Source organism: Plantactinospora sp. BC1, from assembly GCF_003030345.1.
GTDB lineage: Bacteria > Actinomycetota > Actinomycetes > Mycobacteriales > Micromonosporaceae > Plantactinospora.
Map to the genome: position 1 here is coordinate 4,262,740 of NZ_CP028158.1, position 16,215 is coordinate 4,278,954.

General features: G+C 72.0%; 15 protein-coding genes. 9 read left to right on the forward strand and 6 right to left on the reverse strand.

What is annotated here, in order from left to right; genetic code table 11:
• The first annotated feature begins 24 nt into the window (after positions 1-24).
• The 4 genes from C6361_RS18560 (at position 25) to C6361_RS18575 (ending at position 4,146) form a co-directional block, all read left to right on the forward strand.
• The gene (locus C6361_RS18560; protein ID WP_107268484.1) at positions 25-870 is read left to right on the forward strand and encodes a cytochrome c biogenesis CcdA family protein; all 846 of its coding nucleotides are present in this window, start codon (positions 25-27) and stop codon (positions 868-870) included.
• Positions 870-2,558: a cytochrome c biogenesis protein ResB gene (locus C6361_RS18565; protein WP_107268485.1), complete on the forward strand. Its 1,689-nt coding sequence runs from the start codon at positions 870-872 to the stop codon at positions 2,556-2,558. The genes C6361_RS18560 and C6361_RS18565 overlap by 1 nt, the downstream gene beginning before the upstream one ends.
• Positions 2,558-3,580, forward strand: a complete 1,023-nt coding sequence (gene ccsB, locus C6361_RS18570) for a c-type cytochrome biogenesis protein CcsB (RefSeq protein WP_107268486.1) — start codon at positions 2,558-2,560, stop codon at positions 3,578-3,580. Before C6361_RS18565 ends, ccsB begins: the two co-directional genes overlap by 1 nt.
• 137 nt (positions 3,581-3,717) lie before the next feature.
• Positions 3,718-4,146, forward strand: a complete 429-nt coding sequence (locus tag C6361_RS18575) for a VOC family protein (protein WP_107262034.1) — start codon at positions 3,718-3,720, stop codon at positions 4,144-4,146.
• 76 nt (positions 4,147-4,222) lie between these two features.
• On the opposite strand, the gene C6361_RS18580 is transcribed toward C6361_RS18575, so the two are convergent.
• The 3 genes from C6361_RS18580 to C6361_RS18590 all read right to left on the reverse strand — a co-directional run bounded on the left by C6361_RS18580 (position 4,223) and on the right by C6361_RS18590 (position 6,873).
• Positions 4,223-5,443 carry an RNA polymerase sigma factor gene (locus C6361_RS18580; protein WP_199853511.1) on the reverse strand — a complete coding sequence of 407 codons (1,221 nt, stop codon included), beginning with the start codon at positions 5,441-5,443 and terminating at the stop codon, positions 4,223-4,225.
• 176 nt (positions 5,444-5,619) lie between these two features.
• Positions 5,620-5,994, reverse strand: a complete 375-nt coding sequence (locus tag C6361_RS18585; RefSeq protein WP_107262038.1) for a YciI family protein — start codon at positions 5,992-5,994, stop codon at positions 5,620-5,622.
• Between the two features lie 96 nt (positions 5,995-6,090).
• Positions 6,091-6,873, reverse strand: a complete 783-nt coding sequence (locus C6361_RS18590; protein ID WP_107268488.1) for a DUF998 domain-containing protein — start codon at positions 6,871-6,873, stop codon at positions 6,091-6,093.
• A gap of 200 nt (positions 6,874-7,073) precedes the next feature.
• Here C6361_RS18590 and C6361_RS18595 point away from each other — a divergent pair, with 200 nt between their 5' ends.
• The 5 genes from C6361_RS18595 (at position 7,074) to C6361_RS18615 (ending at position 14,001) form a co-directional block, all read left to right on the forward strand.
• On the forward strand, positions 7,074-7,703 hold the full coding sequence (locus tag C6361_RS18595; RefSeq protein ID WP_107268489.1) for a LysE family translocator: 630 nt from the start codon (positions 7,074-7,076) through the stop codon (positions 7,701-7,703).
• 113 nt (positions 7,704-7,816) lie between these two features.
• On the forward strand, positions 7,817-8,221 hold the full coding sequence (locus C6361_RS18600; protein ID WP_107262046.1) for a hypothetical protein: 405 nt from the start codon (positions 7,817-7,819) through the stop codon (positions 8,219-8,221).
• Between the two features lie 129 nt (positions 8,222-8,350).
• Positions 8,351-9,814: a menaquinone biosynthesis decarboxylase gene (locus C6361_RS18605; protein WP_107268490.1), complete on the forward strand. Its 1,464-nt coding sequence runs from the start codon at positions 8,351-8,353 to the stop codon at positions 9,812-9,814.
• The gene (gene mqnP, locus C6361_RS18610) at positions 9,811-10,713 is read left to right on the forward strand and encodes a menaquinone biosynthesis prenyltransferase MqnP (protein ID WP_107268491.1); all 903 of its coding nucleotides are present in this window, start codon (positions 9,811-9,813) and stop codon (positions 10,711-10,713) included. Before C6361_RS18605 ends, mqnP begins: the two co-directional genes overlap by 4 nt.
• A 174-nt stretch (positions 10,714-10,887) precedes the next feature.
• A complete protein-coding gene (locus C6361_RS18615; protein ID WP_159079376.1) occupies positions 10,888-14,001 on the forward strand; it encodes a hypothetical protein in 3,114 nt (1,037 codons plus the stop codon).
• Positions 14,002-14,060: 59 nt separating this feature from the next.
• On the opposite strand, the gene C6361_RS18620 is transcribed toward C6361_RS18615, so the two are convergent.
• From C6361_RS18620 to C6361_RS18630, 3 genes are read right to left on the reverse strand one after another with little or no spacing between them, the layout of a single operon-like run.
• Positions 14,061-14,708: a hypothetical protein gene (locus tag C6361_RS18620; protein WP_107268493.1), complete on the reverse strand. Its 648-nt coding sequence runs from the start codon at positions 14,706-14,708 to the stop codon at positions 14,061-14,063.
• A complete protein-coding gene (locus tag C6361_RS18625) occupies positions 14,705-14,929 on the reverse strand; it encodes an anti-sigma factor (RefSeq protein ID WP_107268494.1) in 225 nt (74 codons plus the stop codon). Before C6361_RS18625 ends, C6361_RS18620 begins: the two co-directional genes overlap by 4 nt.
• Before the next feature lie 9 nt (positions 14,930-14,938).
• Complete coding sequence (locus tag C6361_RS18630) at positions 14,939-16,180, reverse strand: GNAT family N-acetyltransferase (protein ID WP_159079377.1); 1,242 nt, start codon at positions 16,178-16,180, stop codon at positions 14,939-14,941.
• Between the last annotated feature and the right edge of the window lie 35 nt (positions 16,181-16,215).

The window sequence follows — 16,215 nt, forward strand, 5'->3', positions numbered from 1 at the left end:
GACGAGTACGGGCGGGTCGGGCTGATGGGCGAGACCTTCGCCGAGCTGGCCGAGAGCGGGCCGGTGCTGCTGGCGATCGGGGCGGCCGCGCTGGCCGGCCTGGTCAGTTTCCTCTCGCCGTGCGTGCTGCCGCTGGTTCCCGGCTACCTGTCGTACGTGACCGGGTTGGCCGGCAGCGACCTGGAACAGCGCCGGGCCGCCGCCGACCCCGCCCCCGACGCGCCGGGCAGCGCGCCGGCCGGTGGCGGCGGGGTGGCGGTGGCGACCCGACCGGTCCGGACGCCCCGGGCGGTCCGGGGCCGGGTACTCGCCGGCACGCTGCTGTTCATCGCCGGCTTCACCGTCGTCTTCACCCTCACCGCAGTGCTCGTCACCGCCGTCGGTCAGGCGCTCTTCGCGCAGAAGCGACCGCTGGAGATCGGCATCGGCATCGTGATCATGCTGTTGGGCCTCTCCTACCTGGGGCTGGTCCCCGGCACGCAGCGGGAGTTCCGGATCCGCCGGCTGCCCGCCGCCGGCCTGCTCGGCGCCCCGGTCTTCGGCGCGGTCTTCGCGCTCTCCTGGGTGCCCTGCGTCGGCCCGACCCTCGGCGCGGTGGTCGGGATGGGCACCGCGAGCGGCCAGGCCGACCGGGCCGCCCTGCTCGCCGCCGCGTACTGCCTGGGGCTCGGGTTGCCGTTCGTGGTCTTCGGGCTCGGCTTCTCCCGGCTGCTCGGGCTCTTCCGGGCGGTGCGCCGGAACAGCCGCTGGGTCACCCGGGTCGGTGGGGCGCTGCTGATCGTGATCGGGCTGGCCCTGGTCACCGGCGGCTGGCAGGACCTGGTCATCTGGTTGCAGACCACGTTCGGCGTCGGCGAGGTGGGGATCTGATGTCGACCGAGGAGCGGGAGACCGTGACCGGCCGGGGTGCCGCGCCGGCCGGCGTCGCGCAGGCCGAGCCGCCGGCGGCCGCCGGCCCGACCGGGGACGACGGACCGTCCCGGGTACGCCGTACCCCGCTGCCGCTGGCCCTGCTGCGCAACTCGTGGCGGCAGCTCACCAGCATGCGTACGGCGTTGATGCTGCTCTTCCTGCTGGCCCTGGCCGCGATCCCCGGCTCGGTGCTCCCGCAGCGCAACATCAACATCGAGAACGTCAACCGGTACGCCGTCGAGCATCCCGATCTCTTCCCGATCCTGGACCGGCTCGGCGGCTTCGACGTGTACGCCTCGCCGTGGTTCTCCGCGATCTACGTCCTTCTGTTCACCTCGCTGGTCGGCTGCATCGTGCCCCGGCTGCGCGACCACCTCCGCGCGCTGCGTGCCGCCCCGCCGCCCGCGCCGAAGCGGCTGGACCGGCTGCCCCGGCATGCCGTGCTGACCGACTCCGACGGCGACCCGGCCCGGATCGCGGCGGTGCTGCGCAAGCGGCGCTGGCGGGTGGTGGTCCGCGGCGACACCGTGTCGGCGGAGAAGGGCTATCTCAAGGAGACCGGCAACCTGCTCTTCCACTTCTCGCTGATCGGGGTGCTGCTCGGCATCGGCCTCGGCTCCTGGTACGGCTGGCACGGCAACCGGCTGCTGGTCGCCGGCCCGGACAACTCGTTCTGCAACACGCTCCAGCAGTACAGCGAGTCCAAGCTCGGGCACCGGGTGGACGGCAGCGACCTGCCGCCGTTCTGCCTGGAGCTGACCGACTTCTCGGCGACCTTCCTGTCGACCGGGCAGCCGTCGTCGTTCCGGGCGACGACGCTGGTGGAGCAGGGCGACCGGGCGCCTTACCGGGCGAGTTTCTCGGTCAACGACCCGCTGCGGCTGGACGGGGCCAGCGTCTACCTGCTCGGGCACGGCTACGCGCCGATCCTGCGCTACACCGACCGCAGCGGCGAGACGCAGGAGAGCGACGAGGCGTTCCTGACCATCGACGGCAACCTGACCAGCGAGGGCGTGGCGGCGTTTCCGGACGTCAACCTCGACCCGGCGACCGGGGCGCGCAACCCCGACCTCCAGGTCGCCTTCGAGGGGCTCTACCTGCCGACCGCGCCGGAGGCGCCGCCCTTCGTCCGCTCGACGTACCCGGCGGAGCGGTCCCCGGCGGTGATGCTCTTCGCCTACCGGGGCAACCTCGGGCTGGACGCCGGGGTCCCGGGTTCGATCTACCGGCTCGACCAGCGCCAGGTGAACAGCGGCAAGCTCAAGCAGATCGGCGAGGGCAAGCTGCTGCGCCCGGGTGAGAAGTGGACGCTCGACGACGGCACGTCGGTGGAGTTCGTCGGCACCCGCAAGTACGTCACGATCTCGGTCCGCTCCGACCCGGGCGAGCGGATCGTGTTGATCAGCTCGGTACTGCTGTTGCTCGGGCTGATGCCGTCGCTCTTCGGCCGGCGGCGCCGGGTCTGGTTCCGGGTTTCTCCGGCACCGGCCGACGCGACCACGACAGGTCGTAGTAGTTTGGTGCAGGTCGGTGGCCTGCCGCGTACCGAGTACGCGGGGTTCGCCGAAGAGTTCGACCGGCTCGTCGCCGCCGTGCGATCCGACGGGGCACGGGACGACGGTGCGACGGAAGAGGAGACCGACTGATGGCCGCGCTGTCCGACCAACTCCTGGTGGTCGCGATCCTGGGCTACCTGCTGGCGATGATCTGCCACGCCGTCGAGTACGCCTTCGGCACCCGCAGTGTCATCGGCCGGGCGGCGGCACGACCGGAACGCGCCCGCGTGCTGGTCGGGGCCGGGGTCGGCGCGCCCGGTGGATCCGGTCCGGCGGACGGCCCGGACCCGGTCGTCGGGACCAAGCTCCCCGGCACCGACGGGCCGGCCCCGACCGGCGGGTCGCGGTCGCCCCGGGCGGTGCTGGCCGGCCGGGCCGCCGTCGCGCTCACCGTGCTCGCCGCCGTGGTGCACCTCGCGGTGCTGGTCACCCGGGGCATCGCCGCCGAGCGCATGCCGTGGGGCAACATGTACGAGTACCTGCTCTCGGTCACCTTCGTCGGGGTGGTCGGCTGGCTGGTGCTGCTCTACCGGCGCTCGACGCTGCGGCACCTCGGGCTCTTCGTCGCGTTGGCCATGGTGCTGCTGCTGGCCGTCGCCGGCCTGGTGCTCTACGTGCCGATCGTGCCGCTGGTGCCGGCGCTCGACTCGTACTGGTTCGTCGTGCACGTGGCGACGATCGCGGTCTCCTCCGGCATCCTGCTGCTCGGCGCGGTGCCGGCGGTGATGTACCTGATCCGGCACGGCTACGACCAGGGCAAGCGGAGCTTCCCGTACAGCCTGGGGGCGCGGGTGCCGGCCGCCGACACGCTGGAGCGGCTGACCTTCCGGCTGCACGCGTTCGCCTTTCCGATCTTCACCTTCGCGGTGATGGCCGGCGCCGTCTGGGCCGAGGCGGCCTGGGGCCGGTACTGGGGCTGGGACCCGAAGGAGATCTGGGCCTTCATCTCCTGGGTGGTCTACGCCGGTTACCTGCACGCCCGGGCGACGCCGAGCGTGAAGCGCCCGGTGGCGACCTGGATCGCCGTGCTCGGCTTCCTGACCATGCAGATGAACCTCTACGGCGTGAACATCTTCTTCGAGGGCCTGCACTCGTACGGCGGTCTCGACTGACCTTTCTTCCGACTCCTCCGCCGGGGCGACTTCTTTCATCCTTGACTTATATAAGCGAGGCGTGAAAGATCGGGTCGTACGCGTGATCGACCGCGCGTACCCATCTGCCGCCCCGTACCGGGAAGGAGTCCCGCGAAGTGTCTGCGATCGCGCCCCAGAAGGTCACCACGTTCCTGATGTTCCAGGATGGCAACGCCGAGGAGGCGATGACCTTCTACACGTCACTCTTCGACGGCGGTGAGGTGCTCGCCGTCGACCGGTACGGCCCCGGCCAGGACGGTCCCGAGGGTTCCGTCCGGCACGCGACGTTCGCCCTGGCCGGTCAGCAGTTCATGTGCATCGACAGCAGCGTCCGGCACGAGTTCGGCTTCACCCCGGCGGTCTCGCTCTACGTGACCTGCGAGTCGGAGAAGGAGATCGACCACCTCTACGGCGCGCTCGTCGAGGGCGGTCAGGAGCTGATGCCGCTCGGCTCGTACGGCTTCAGCGCCAAGTTCGGCTGGGTCAACGACCGCTTCGGCGTCTCCTGGCAGCTCACCCTGCCCACCGAGGCAGCCCCGGCCTAGCCCGCAACCCTCTGAACCGGACGCCCCATGATTCTTGTCGAGTTGTGGTCAGCAGCGCGCCACAACCCGCCAAGAATCATGGCGGCCCGGGGAGCCGGGCGGCACGGTCGAGGAAGAGCGTCCGTTCCCGGGCGTTGCGGGTCAGCTCGGCGGCCCGGCTGAACTCGCGTCGGGCCTCGTCGTGCCGTCCCAGCCGGGCCAGCAGGTCACCCCGGACGGCGGGTAGCTGCGGATAGCCCGCCAGGACCGGCTCGGCGACCAGCGTCTCGACGATGGCCAGACCGTCGGCCGGGCCGGTGGCGTTGGCGACCGCGACCGCCCGGTTCAGCTCGACGATCGGCGACGGTGACACGTGCACCAGCACCCGGTAGAGCGCGGCGACGCGTACCCAGTCGGTCTCGGCGGCGGTCCGGGCCCGCGCGTGGCAGGCCGCGATCGCGGCCTGCAGGGTGTACGGGCCGATGCCCAGCGACTCAGCCCGGTCCAGGGCGGCGAGGCCGCGCCGGACCAGCAGCCGGTCCCAGCGCCGACGATCCTGGTCCGGCAGCAGGATCGGCTCGCCGTTCGGCCCGGTCCTGGCCGGGATCCGGGACGCCTGCAACTCCATCAGCGCCAGCAGGCCGTGCACCTCGGCCTGTTCCGGCATCAGCCCGGCCAGGATCCGGCCGAGCCGCAGCGCCTCGGCGCAGAGCGCCGGCCGGGTCCAGTCGGCACCTGCGGTCGCCGAGTAGCCCTCGTTGAAGACGAGGTAGACCACCTCCAGCACCGAGCCGAGCCGGTCGGCCAGCTCGGCCCGGGGCGGCAGCTCGAACGGTACGTGTTTCGCCGCGAGGGTACGTTTCGCCCGGGTGATCCGCTGCCCGACCGTCGGCTCCGGCACCAGGAACGCCCGGGCGATCTCGTCGGTACGCAGTCCGCCGAGCAGCCGCAGCGTCAACGCCACCCGCCCTTCGGTGGGCAGCACCGGATGGCAGGCGGTGAAGATCAGTCGGAGCAGGTCGTCGTCGATCCGGTCGGGGTCCAGTGCGGCGGCCAGTTCCGCCTCGGTCGGGTCCGGCCGGCTGCCCACCTCCCGGCCCAGCTCCTGAAGCTTCCGCTGGTACGTCGTACGCCGCCGGAGCAGGTCGACCGCGCGGTGCTTGGCGGTCGACATCAGCCAGCCGCCCGGATTCGCCGGTATCCCCTCCCGGGGCCACTGCTCCAACGCGGCGACCAGCGCGTCCTGGGCGAGTTCCTCGGCGAGCCCGACGTCCTGGACCAGCCGGGCGACCCCGGCGACGATCCGGGCGGACTCGATCCGCCAGACCGCCTCGACCGCCTGCCGGCCAGCCTCGACAGGCTGCCGGTTGGCCTCGACCGCCTGCCGGTTGGCCTCCGGATGCCCCGCCACCGCCACGACTCCCGATCCAAGCACGCCGCCGCCGTCCGACGGTCCGGACCTCGACGACCTGTTGCCGTTCCGACGACCTCCGCTCAGGCCGGCGGGGCTGCGAAATCCTCCGGCCCGAAGACCCGGAGTACCTCACCCTCGCCCTCCCAGCCCGGCCACATGTCGCGGTGCAGCTTCAGGAACCGGGAGACCCACTCGACAGCCTCCTCCTTGGAGCGCACCTCGTACAGCGCGTAGCTGATCGTCTCCTTCGCCTCGGCGAACGGCCCGTCGGTCACGCTGAGCTTGCCGGTGGCGACCTGGAGGCGGGACCCCTCCGCGCTCGGGGCCAGCCCGCCCTGATCGAGCAGGGCACCGGCGGCGGTCGCCTCCTCGCCGAGCTGCATGATCGCCTCCATCAGCCCGGGCGGCGGCGGTGCCGTGGTCCGGGTGGCCCGCAACAGTGCCAGGTAGCGCATCTCTCGTTCTCCTTCGGTCGGTTGTTCGCTCAGCTTCGTCGTTTCGAGACAGCCGGCTGGCCGGATCAGACCCGGCCGGCGATGCCACCGGTCGGGTCAGGCGGCCGAGGCAGGGGTGGCCCGACGGTAGAGGTGGGCCGCCACGGCCGAGACCCAGGCCCAGGACAGCACGACCGCCCCGGTGAAGGCGAGGTTGGACCAGACGGCTCCGCCACCGGCCGCCATCGCCAGGAAGCCGGCGAGGAAGAGCACGCCGGTCGACCGCGAGAAGGCCGCCCAGCCCCGCCGTCCCTCCGCCGGGAACCGGCGGCCGAGCACCAGGCAGGCCGCGACCAGGCAGGCGAAACCGATGCCACCGGCCAGGAAGTGCAGCGTGCCGTGCCACGTTACCGCCGTACCGGTCTGCGGGGTGCCGATCGGGAAGCCCAGCGCCGGGTCCGCCCGGAACGCCCCGGCCGCGACGAGGCTGATCCCGTACGCCCCGAGCAGCCGGGGCGCCCAGACCGCACCGGTGCCCGGGGCGAGGCCACGGCGCAGTCCGAGCGCGAGTGCACAGGTCATCAACCCGGTCATGACCAGGTTGCCGATCTGGATCCAGCCGAGCCCGCCGTTGGCCAGCAGGCTCCAGGCATGCCGGGTCAGGTCGAATCCGTCCCGGGTGAGTGCCTGGGCCAGCGACACCAGGACGTAGCTCGGCCCGGCGAGCACGCCGTACGCCAACAGCGTCCTCGTGACGCCGCCCGCCGGATCGCAGGGCTGGCCGGCCACCCCGGAGCCGGTGCCCTGCCGCTGCACCGTCGTGCTGGGCGGGCTCGCCGTCGTGCTGTGCGGGTTCGCCACCGTGGTGTGCGGGCTTGCCGTCGTGCTGGGCTGGTTCATCGTCGTCCTCCTCGGGTTCCACCGGTCCGGTTCGGCGCCCGGACCGGCCGCTACCCATGCCTCGAACAGGCGACGGCGGATTCGACAGGTCGGTCGGATTTTCTTCGACGAATTTCCCCGGTACCGGCGGGCACGGCTCTGAACTGGGCATATCCGCCGGTCGCCTGTCGTACGGCGGGTGCGGTCGTAGGCTCGGAATCATGTCCTGGACGACCTATGGCAGCTTCCTGGTCTTCGCGGTGGTGCTGATCGTGGTGCCCGGGCCGGACTTCGCGGTGGTCACCCGGAACACCCTCGCCGCTGGTCGGGGGAGGGGCTGGTGGAGTGCGGTCGGCGTCGCCTGCTCCAACGCCGTACAGGGCAGTGCGGCCGCGGCCGGGCTGGGGGCGGTGATCGTACGGTCCCAACCGCTCTTCCAGACCATCAAGTGGGTGGGGGTCGGCTACCTCGCCTTCCTCGGCCTCCAGGCGCTCCGCTCGGCCTGGCTCGGCCGGTACGCCCCGATCGGCGGGGACCAGCCCGACCCGCCCGGAGCGGCGCTCGCCGGCTGGCGACAGGGGTTCCTCTCCAACATCACCAACCCCAAGGTGTTGGCCTTTTATCTCGCGGTACTCCCGCAGTTCGTCGGGCATCGCGCCCCGCTGGCCGTACTGATGCTGTTCGCGCTGAGCCACGCGGTGCTCTCGCTGCTCTACCTGCTGACCCTGGTCGGGCTGTTGCACCGGGCCCGCCGGGTGCTGTCCCGGCGCCGGGTACGGCGGGCGATGGACGCCGGCACCGGTGTCGCGATGCTCGGCTTCAGCGTCCGGCTCGCCACCGAGCGGGCCTGACCGGCCCCGCCGGCTCCCACCGAGGGCAGTCTTGCTGTTGACAAGATGCCGCCTCGGCAGGCAATCTTGACGGTGCCAAGTTATGCTTCGTCGTGCCGCCCCGGGAGACCCTGATGTCGTCCGCCACCCAGACCACCGCCGCCATCCTGCTGATCACCGTCTCGACCATCGCGTTCGGCGGGCTCTCCCTGCTCATGCAGCTGGTCCGACGGATACCCGGCTATCTGGACAACCCCGTCCGGCGGGCGCTCTGGACCGCCGGACACGCCCACGCCGGCGTACTCGTGCTCTTCGCGCTCGTCGCGCTCCTCTATCTGGACCGGGCCGACTACGGCGAGGGGATGCGGACGCTGATCCGGGTCCTGCTGGTCTCCGCGCCGATCCTGATGCCGATCGGCTTCTTCCTCTCCGTCGTACGCCCCTCGGACACCCGACCCAACAAGCTGATCTGGCTGGTGGGAGTCGGTGGGCTGAGCCTGACCGTCGGCACCCTGCTACTCGGCGTCGGCCTGCTCTGACGCGTCGCCCGGCGGTGGGCCGGAGGGAGGCTCCGGGGTGCGTCGACGGGACCGGTGCCGACGGGAGCCGGGTCACGGTGGGGGACCCGGCCGTGTCGCCCCGACCGGGGGTGCGACAGACTAGCGACCATGGCGGCTCGTGGCTTCCCGTACACCGATCTCCGGGAGTTCCTCACCGCGCTGGAGGGCGCTGGCGAGTTGCGCCGGGTTCCGGTACCCGTCGACCCGACGCTGGAGATCAGCGAGGTGGTCACCCGTACCGTCCGGGCGAACGGGCCGGCCCTGCTCTTCGAGCGCCCGACCCGGGGTGAGATGCCGGTCGCGATCAACCTGTTCGGCACCGAACGGCGGATGGCGATGGCGCTCGGCGTCGACCGGCTGGACGAGATCGGCGAGCGGATCGGTTCACTGGTCAAGCCGGAGCTGCCGGTCGGCTGGTCCGGGATCCGCGAGGGCCTGGGCAAGGTGATGCAGCTCAAGTCCGTACCGCCGAAGAAGGTCAGGACCGCCCCCTGCCAGCAGGTGGTCTACCGGGGCGCCGACGTCGACCTGAACCGGCTGCCCGGCCTCCAGGTCTGGCCCGGCGACGGCGGGATCTTCCACAACTACGGGCTGACCCACACCAAGCATCCGGAAACCGGCAAGCGCAACCTCGGGCTCTACCGGTTGCAGCAGCACTCGCACAACACGCTCGGCATGCACTGGCAGATCCACAAGGACTCCACCGCGCACCACGCCGTCGCCGAGCGCCTCGGCCAGCGGCTGCCGGTGGCGATCGCCATCGGCTGCGACCCGGTGGTCAGCTACGCCGCCTCCGCCCCGCTCCCCGGCGACATCGACGAGTACCTCTTCGCCGGGTTCCTGCGCGGCGAGCGGGTCGAGATGGTCGACTGCCTGACCGTGCCGCTCCAGGTGCCGGCGCACTCCCAGATCGTGCTGGAGGGCTACATCGAGCCCGGCGAGCGGCTGCCGGAGGGACCGTTCGGCGACCACACCGGCTTCTACACCCCGGTCGAGCCCTTCCCGGTGCTGCACGTCGAGGCGATGACCACCCAGCGGGAGCCGGTCTACCACTCGATCATCACCTCCAAGCCGCCGCAGGAGGACCACGGGCTCGGCAAGGCCACCGAGCGGATCTTCCAACCGCTGCTCAAGCTGCTGATCCCGGACATCGTCGACTACGACCTGCCGGCCGCCGGGGTCTTCCACAACTGCGCGATCATCTCGATCCGGAAGCGCTATCCGAAGCACGCCCAGAAGGTGATGAACGCGATCTGGGGCGCCCACCTGATGTCGCTGACCAAGCTGATCGTGATCGTCGACGAGGACTGCGACGTGCACGACTACGCCGAGGTGGCCTGGCGGGCCTTCGGCAACGTCGACTACGCCCGGGACCTGCTGCTCACCGAGGGACCGGTGGACCACCTCGACCACTCGTCGTACCAGCAGTTCTGGGGTGGCAAGGCCGGGGTGGACGCCACCCGCAAGCTGCCGACCGAGGGCTACACCCGAGACTGGCCCGAGGAGATGACCATGTCGCCGGAGATCCGGTCGCTGGTGGACAAGCGCTGGAAGGAGTACGGCATCTCATGACGGCGGTGGCGGAGTCGCCGGGGCGGGTGAAGTCCTTCCTCCGGCTCGTGGCGATCGAGCACTCGGTCTTCGCGCTGCCGTTCGCCTACCTGTCGGCGCTGACCGCGATGCAGCGGCACGGCGGGGAGGTGCGCTGGCTCGACCTGCTCCTGATCACCATCGCCATGGTCGGGGCCCGGACCTTCGCCATGGCGGCGAACCGGATCATCGACCGGCGCATCGACGCGCGCAATCCGCGTACCGCCGGTCGGGAGCTGGTGACCGGCGCGGTGAGCGTCCGGACGGCCTGGACCGGCGCGGTCGTCGCGCTGGCGGTCTTCCTCGGCGCCGCGGCGGCGCTCAACCCGCTCTGCCTGGCCCTTGCCCCGCTCGCCGCGATCCCGCTGGTCGTCTACCCCTACGGCAAGCGGTTCACCGACTGGCCGCACGCGATCCTGGCCCTGGCCCAGGCGGTCGGCCCGGTCGGCGCCTGGCTCGCGGTGACCGGCACCTTCGACGGCTCCGGGCCGGCCTGGCTGCTCGGCGCGGCGGTCGGACTCTGGATCGGCGGCTTCGACCTGATCTACGCCTGCCAGGACATCGAGGTCGACCGCCGGATCGGGGTACGCAGTGTCCCCGCCCGCTACGGTCTCCGGTTCGCCCTGCACGCGTCGACCGTGGCCCACGTCGTGACCTTCGGCCTCTTCTTCTGGTACGGCGAACTGGTCGGACTCGGCTGGCTCTGGTGGGTCGGGCTGGCACTGACCGCGCTCGCCTTCGGCTACCAGCACGTGGTGGTGAGCCCGACCGACCTGTCCCGGGTCAACCGGGCCTTCTTCACCGCCAACGGCTTCGTCGGGATCGCCCTCTTCGTCTTCGCCCTGCTCGACCTGGTGATCCGGCTCCACCTCGCAGGCTAGGCGGCGACGGGTCCGAAGCGGCTGACGGCGGGCCCGGTACAACCGGTCGACCCACCACATCAGACGGAACAGTCGCGGGCACGATGGTCGTCGTTGCCCGGCGGCGTATCGGGCGACGGCAACTACTCGCTAGGACTATCGACACTCCTCCCTGTACGCATCAACAATGACGCCGTGACAAGGAGTGAGCGCACGCGCTGGGTCATCGGCGGGTTGGTACTGGCGGCGATTCTGGTGGCGACCGCCGTCGTCTGGTGGCTGCGCGGCCGTGAGGTGGCCAGCGTGGTCGTCGGGGTCGGCAGCCTCCTCGCCGCGATCGTCGGTCTCGTCCCGCTGCTGGCCGGACGATCCGCGCCCGCGGCGGGTGCCGCGCCGGAATCCGTCACGGTGATCCGGGCCGGCCTGCTCGGCCGGGTACGGCGGGTGCTGGTCCGGGCCGCCAGCGGAAGCCGGAACGAGGTCTCGGCCGGAGCGGGCGGCATCGTCGAGGACACCGGAGTCGAGAACCAGTCGGCACCGCCCCGGCAGTTCGGGCCAACCGGGCAGCTTGCGCCGGCTCCGACGGAACCGGCTGCGCTGGTCGGTACCCCGGCTCCTGCGCCACAGGACGGCGGCACGGTGCAGCCGAGCCAACCCGGCCGCCCCGTAGCGGCGACCGCTCCAACCGCATCGGCGGCCGTCTCACCGGCTGGTCCGGTGCGTGGTCGGCTGGTGCCGGCGGTGGATGGGGGTGCTCGTACCCCGCCAGGTGCCGGCGGCAGCCCGTCCGGCGTGGGGCTGGAAGCCCGGGTGGTCGACGGGATGGTGAGCCGGGACGTCCAGCTCGACCGGATCCTCGAAAAGATCCACAGTGGCGAGACCGGGATCTTCGCGGTGCTCGGCGGGCACGGCATGGGCAAGTCGGCGTTCCTGCGGCAACTGCACGACCGGGTTGCCCGGGACGCGCCGGACGTCCTGCGACTGCCCGCGGAGGGGGCGATGCTCGTCGACAAGTACGGCCTCTCCGAATCGCTCAGTGGCCAGTACGGCGACGGTCTCACCCCGACCGCGGCGGGCCTGCTGCTGGAGCGGTCGTCGAACCTGCTCGGCAACCTGGTCAACGACCTTCTGCCCGAGTTCGGGCTGGCCGGGCCGGGCGGCGGGAACCGGCGGTTCGAGAGGTTCGTCCTGGCGATCGCGGCGGCGAAGACGGCCGGCGACCGTCCGGTGCAGGTCAAGAACGAACTCTCCGCCTTCGGCTTCGGGCGGATGACGGACACCCGGATCGACGTCACCCTCACGGAGACCGCGGCCGCCATCGTCGACCGGGCCCGGAAGGCGCAGTGGCGGATCGACGAGGCGTTCATCGCGGACTGGCAGGCCTGGCTGAACGGCCGACGCGCCGTGGTGATCCTGGACGGGTTCGAGACACTCATCGACGACGCGGTGGGACAGTGGCTGGTCGGGCTCGCCTGGCGGCTGCCGAACACCCTCGTCGTCGTGCCGCTCATCCCCCGCGACTACGCCGAGCACGTCCGGAGCCTGGTGGACCCGAACCGCTCGGAGGAACTGCCGCTGCTCTCCACCGGCGAGGTGTGGGAGTACCTGCGGCACCACCTGGGCGGCGGCGCGACCACGGAGCTGGCCCAGGCGGTGTACGACTTCACCGGCGGCCACCCGTCCGCCGTCGGGCTGGTGCACCGGCTCATCCAGGAGCGCGGCGCGGAAGCCCGGCAGGCCGATCAACTGCGTGGGATGCTGGCGCGCCTCTCCGCCGACGGCGGGCTGAACGTCGCCGGTCTGGTCGAGGCGATCCTCGGCCGTCGGCGGCGGGCGCTGCTGCGGGCGGTCGAGGTGGCCGCGCTGCTGAACTCCTTCGACCCGCCACTGCTGCAACGACTCCTGGAGACCGACGCGGAACCCGACGGGGGGCCGGGCGGTGCGGAGCGGGCGGCATCCGACGCGAGCAGTGTCATCGCGGAGTTCCAGCGGCTCGGCCTCCTCGACCGGGTCACCGACGGGACCCGGTTCCGGGTGCACGAGTTCATCCGTCCGGCCCTCGCCGCCCGGATGGCCCGGCTCTATCCGCAGCGGTGGACCCCGATCCACCGGGCCGCCGCGGCCCACTACTTCGAGCTGATCACCGAGTTCGAGGACAAGACCGACAAGGCGTACGGCTCCTGGTACAAGTACGAGGATCCGGTCTGGCAGGCGTACGAGACCGAGTGGCTCTACCACTGCGCCCAGCTTCCCGACGAGCGCTACCTGACCCGTACCCGGTTCGTGCTCATCTTCATGGAAGCCTTCTGGTGGTGGGGGCTCTACGTCGACTTCCCCTTCTGCCACCACCTGCTGGAGAGCTGGGAGTCGGCGGCCCAGGACGACGACGACCGGAAGCTGCTGCGTCAACTGCACCGGTTCCAGCTCAACTACCTGCCCGGCCCCGACAAGCCAGCCGGTCCACACTGGACGGAAGTGCGTAGGGCGCTGCGGGCGGTCCGCGAGGTCTGCGGGCTGCGCGGCGGCTGGCGGGACCCGCGGTTGCCGGCCGACGTCCAGGAGAGCCAGTTCCGCACCTCGCTCTACCTGCGACTCTTCGACGCGCACGCGCTCTGGTACGACGGCCGGCCGGAGCAGGCCGCCGAGGAGTACCGGAAGCTCGAACCGGATTTCCTGGAGCTGGGCGACGACGTGATGACCGCCTGGTTCTACTACGAGTGGGGCGACATCGGGCTCTCCGCCGGTGATCCGGGCACGGCGGCGACCCGGGTCGGTCAGGCGCTGCGGCTGGCCGGGGAGATGGCCGACGGGCCGGAGGGCGAGGTCGACTCGGAGTTGCTGGCGAATTTGCACCGCTGCCTCGGTGACCTCTGCTGGCCGCGCGATCCGGTCACCGCCGCCACCGAGTACGGGCTCGCGGTCCGGCACGCCTTCCTGTTCCAGCGCACCGACAACGCCCTCGACCGCAGCGTCAACGCGCCCGACGAGTACACCCAGCGCTTCTACCAGGAGATCACGGACCGGGCCACCGCCAGGGCCCGCGAGTCGGCGGACCGGCCCGATCGGGACGAGATCATGGCCGCCCTGGTCGCGCCGACCGGCGGTGCGGCGCCGGGCGACCTCCGGTCAGCGGTGCTGGCCGGACTCTTCCCACGCAACGCGCTCGATGCGGAACTGCATCTGCGGGAGTCGGAGTTCGCCGACTACTGGGGCGACGTGGTGGAGGGGTGGGACCTCGACATCCCCGCCGAACTGGAGCGGGCGATCACCCTCGCCGACCAGATCGGCCCGGAGCAGCCGCCCGGATAGCGCCCGATCAGCCGAGCAGCCGGCTAAACAGCGGAGCAGCCGGCCGGAGAGCGGAGCGGTCAGCCGGTCGGCAGCTCCAGCCGGTCGCTCAGCCACCGCACCTGCCACTCGCGCTCCACCTGGTAGCGATCGACGCCGACGGTCGGGGTGCGGGCCTCGGCGGCCCGCGCCGCGACGTAGCCGAGCGCGGCGACGGGATAGCTCTCCGTCATCTCGATCGCGTCCGCGAGGTAGCCGCAGTTCCGGGCGGCGGCGCTGCGGCCGCGCAGGGCCGCGCGTTCCTGCCGGTCCAGGGCGAGGGCGGCGAGTTCCGCGAGATCGACCGGCCCGTCCTCGGCCAGCCGCTCGGCGGCGGCGGCGAGTGGACCGTCGTCCAGCGCGGCACCGCACTCCTGCGCGGCGTGCCCGGCGATCCGGGCCAGGCAGGCGCGGACGAACTCCCGCCGGGCCTGCGCGTTCCAGCCGTCGACCTGGGCGCGGAGCCGAGCGCGTCCGGCGACCACCTGGCGCTCCAGTTCCAGCACCGGCCCGTCGACCTCCACCTCCCAGAGTTCGTCGTGAATCCAGTACGGCAGATCCGTGACCCGGCAGACGTGCAGCCCCTGCCGGCAGGGCACGATCGCCGGCTCGGAACGCCAGCCGGTCGACCAGGTCTGTCGGGAGAAGGGCCCGGACCGGCCGGCGGTGAGGAACTTGTAGTACCTCACGGCGTCTCCTCTCCCCGCGTCAGCAGGTGCTCCGGGGAGTGCGGTCCGGTCAGGCTCAGCAGCGCGGCCCGCAGGTCGTGCACCTTGCCGACGTAGGCCAGGCAGGGCGGGCAGACCAGCAGGTGCAGCTCGACCAGCTCCCGCTGCTCCGGGTCGAGCGCGCCGTCGAGCCAGTTGCCGACCAGCCGCACGGTCTGGTCACAGCGGAGATAACCGTCCATCCGCCGGCCCTACCGGGCGCTCTCGTCCAGGAAGGCGACGACCTCCATGCGGGCCGCCTCCAGGATCCCGAGGTAGTGCTCCGGCGCCTGCCCGGTCAGTTCGACCGCCTCCGGCAGGGTCAGCCCGACCACGTCGGAGAGGAGCAGGAGGAGCCGGGGCAGCGGCGGCAGGCGGCGTACCGCCCGTTCGAGCCGCTCCGGGGTCGTCACCTCGGCCCCCCAGCTCGGGGGCGTCTCCCGCCACCAGCCCGCCCACGGGTCGGCCTCGCCCGCGAACCAGTCGGCCAGCACCGAGGCGTCGCCCGGCTCGGCGGAGACGAAGACGAGCCCGTCGGCGGAGAGCCGCGCCAGGAACTCGGCGAGGACGGTACGGCGGGGCCGGGGAAGCTCCTCACCGGCCGCCATCCGGGCGAGTACCCGCTGCCACACCTCGTCCAGCAGCGCGACGCCCCGGTCGTCGACGGCGAGCAGCCGGGCGGCGACCGCCGTACCCGGATAGTCCCGCCGCAGCAGTTCGGCGTCGACCCGCAGCGGCGGCACCTCGGCGTACTGCTCGGGGGCCAGCAGGACCAGCGGGTCGGGCTCGTGGTCGAGCCGGGCCAGCAGTCCCGCGTACGCCATGTCCTCGGCCTCGTCGACCGCCTCCGAATCCGTGTAGTACTCGGTGACGAAGTCGCGCAGGGTCTGGCGGGGGAGCGTCTCGTCCCCGGTGGCGGCGAGCAGCAGCATCCCGCCCACCCGTTCGGTGCCGGGCCGGACCCGGGGCTGCACGAACGGGCTCGGCACCAGCCGGAACCCGGCCCGGCCGTAGAACCGCAGCCGCTTGTCCGGGTCGCCGTGCGGCCCGGCCGAGTGAAAGCGGGGGTCCTCGACCTCGGCGACCGCGACGACCGCGTCGGCCCGCTCCCGCCAGGTCGGCAGCACGCGCAGGAGCGTCGAGCCGATCCCGCCGCCGCGCTGGCCCGGCCGGACCGCGAGGTAGCTCAGCAGCAGCACCCGGGAGTCGGGGAAAGAGTCGGCGATCATCACGCCGACCGGTGTGCCGTCGGTGAGGGCCACCGCCGCGAACGTCGAGGGGTCGCCGGAGGCCATCCGGCCGGCGAGGCTCTCCGCCGTCTCCAGCTCGTCGGTGGGAAAGTTCGGTTCGAGAACCTCCTCGTACGCCCGCCGGAACAGGTCGGGATCGTACTCCGCCACGAGGTCGTGGACCTGGACGTGGCCACGGGGGGAGCCGACTGCCGGGGCGCTCACCCGGCCATCCTCCAAGCCGGCTCCGGCGGCCCGCA

Coding starts and splice junctions, on each gene's coding strand:
- C6361_RS18560 (WP_107268484.1), top strand. CDS start 25: ATGGGCGAGACCTTCGCCGAGCTGGCCGAGAGCGGGCCGGTGCTGCTG.
- C6361_RS18565 (WP_107268485.1), top strand. CDS start 870: ATGTCGACCGAGGAGCGGGAGACCGTGACCGGCCGGGGTGCCGCGCCG.
- ccsB (WP_107268486.1), top strand. CDS start 2,558: ATGGCCGCGCTGTCCGACCAACTCCTGGTGGTCGCGATCCTGGGCTAC.
- C6361_RS18585 (WP_107262038.1), bottom strand. CDS start 5,994: ATGCGCTACCTGGCACTGTTGCGGGCCACCCGGACCACGGCACCGCCG.
- C6361_RS18590 (WP_107268488.1), bottom strand. CDS start 6,873: ATGAACCAGCCCAGCACGACGGCAAGCCCGCACACCACGGTGGCGAAC.
- C6361_RS18595 (WP_107268489.1), top strand. CDS start 7,074: ATGTCCTGGACGACCTATGGCAGCTTCCTGGTCTTCGCGGTGGTGCTG.
- C6361_RS18600 (WP_107262046.1), top strand. CDS start 7,817: ATGTCGTCCGCCACCCAGACCACCGCCGCCATCCTGCTGATCACCGTC.
- C6361_RS18605 (WP_107268490.1), top strand. CDS start 8,351: ATGGCGGCTCGTGGCTTCCCGTACACCGATCTCCGGGAGTTCCTCACC.
- mqnP (WP_107268491.1), top strand. CDS start 9,811: ATGACGGCGGTGGCGGAGTCGCCGGGGCGGGTGAAGTCCTTCCTCCGG.
- C6361_RS18625 (WP_107268494.1), bottom strand. CDS start 14,929: ATGGACGGTTATCTCCGCTGTGACCAGACCGTGCGGCTGGTCGGCAAC.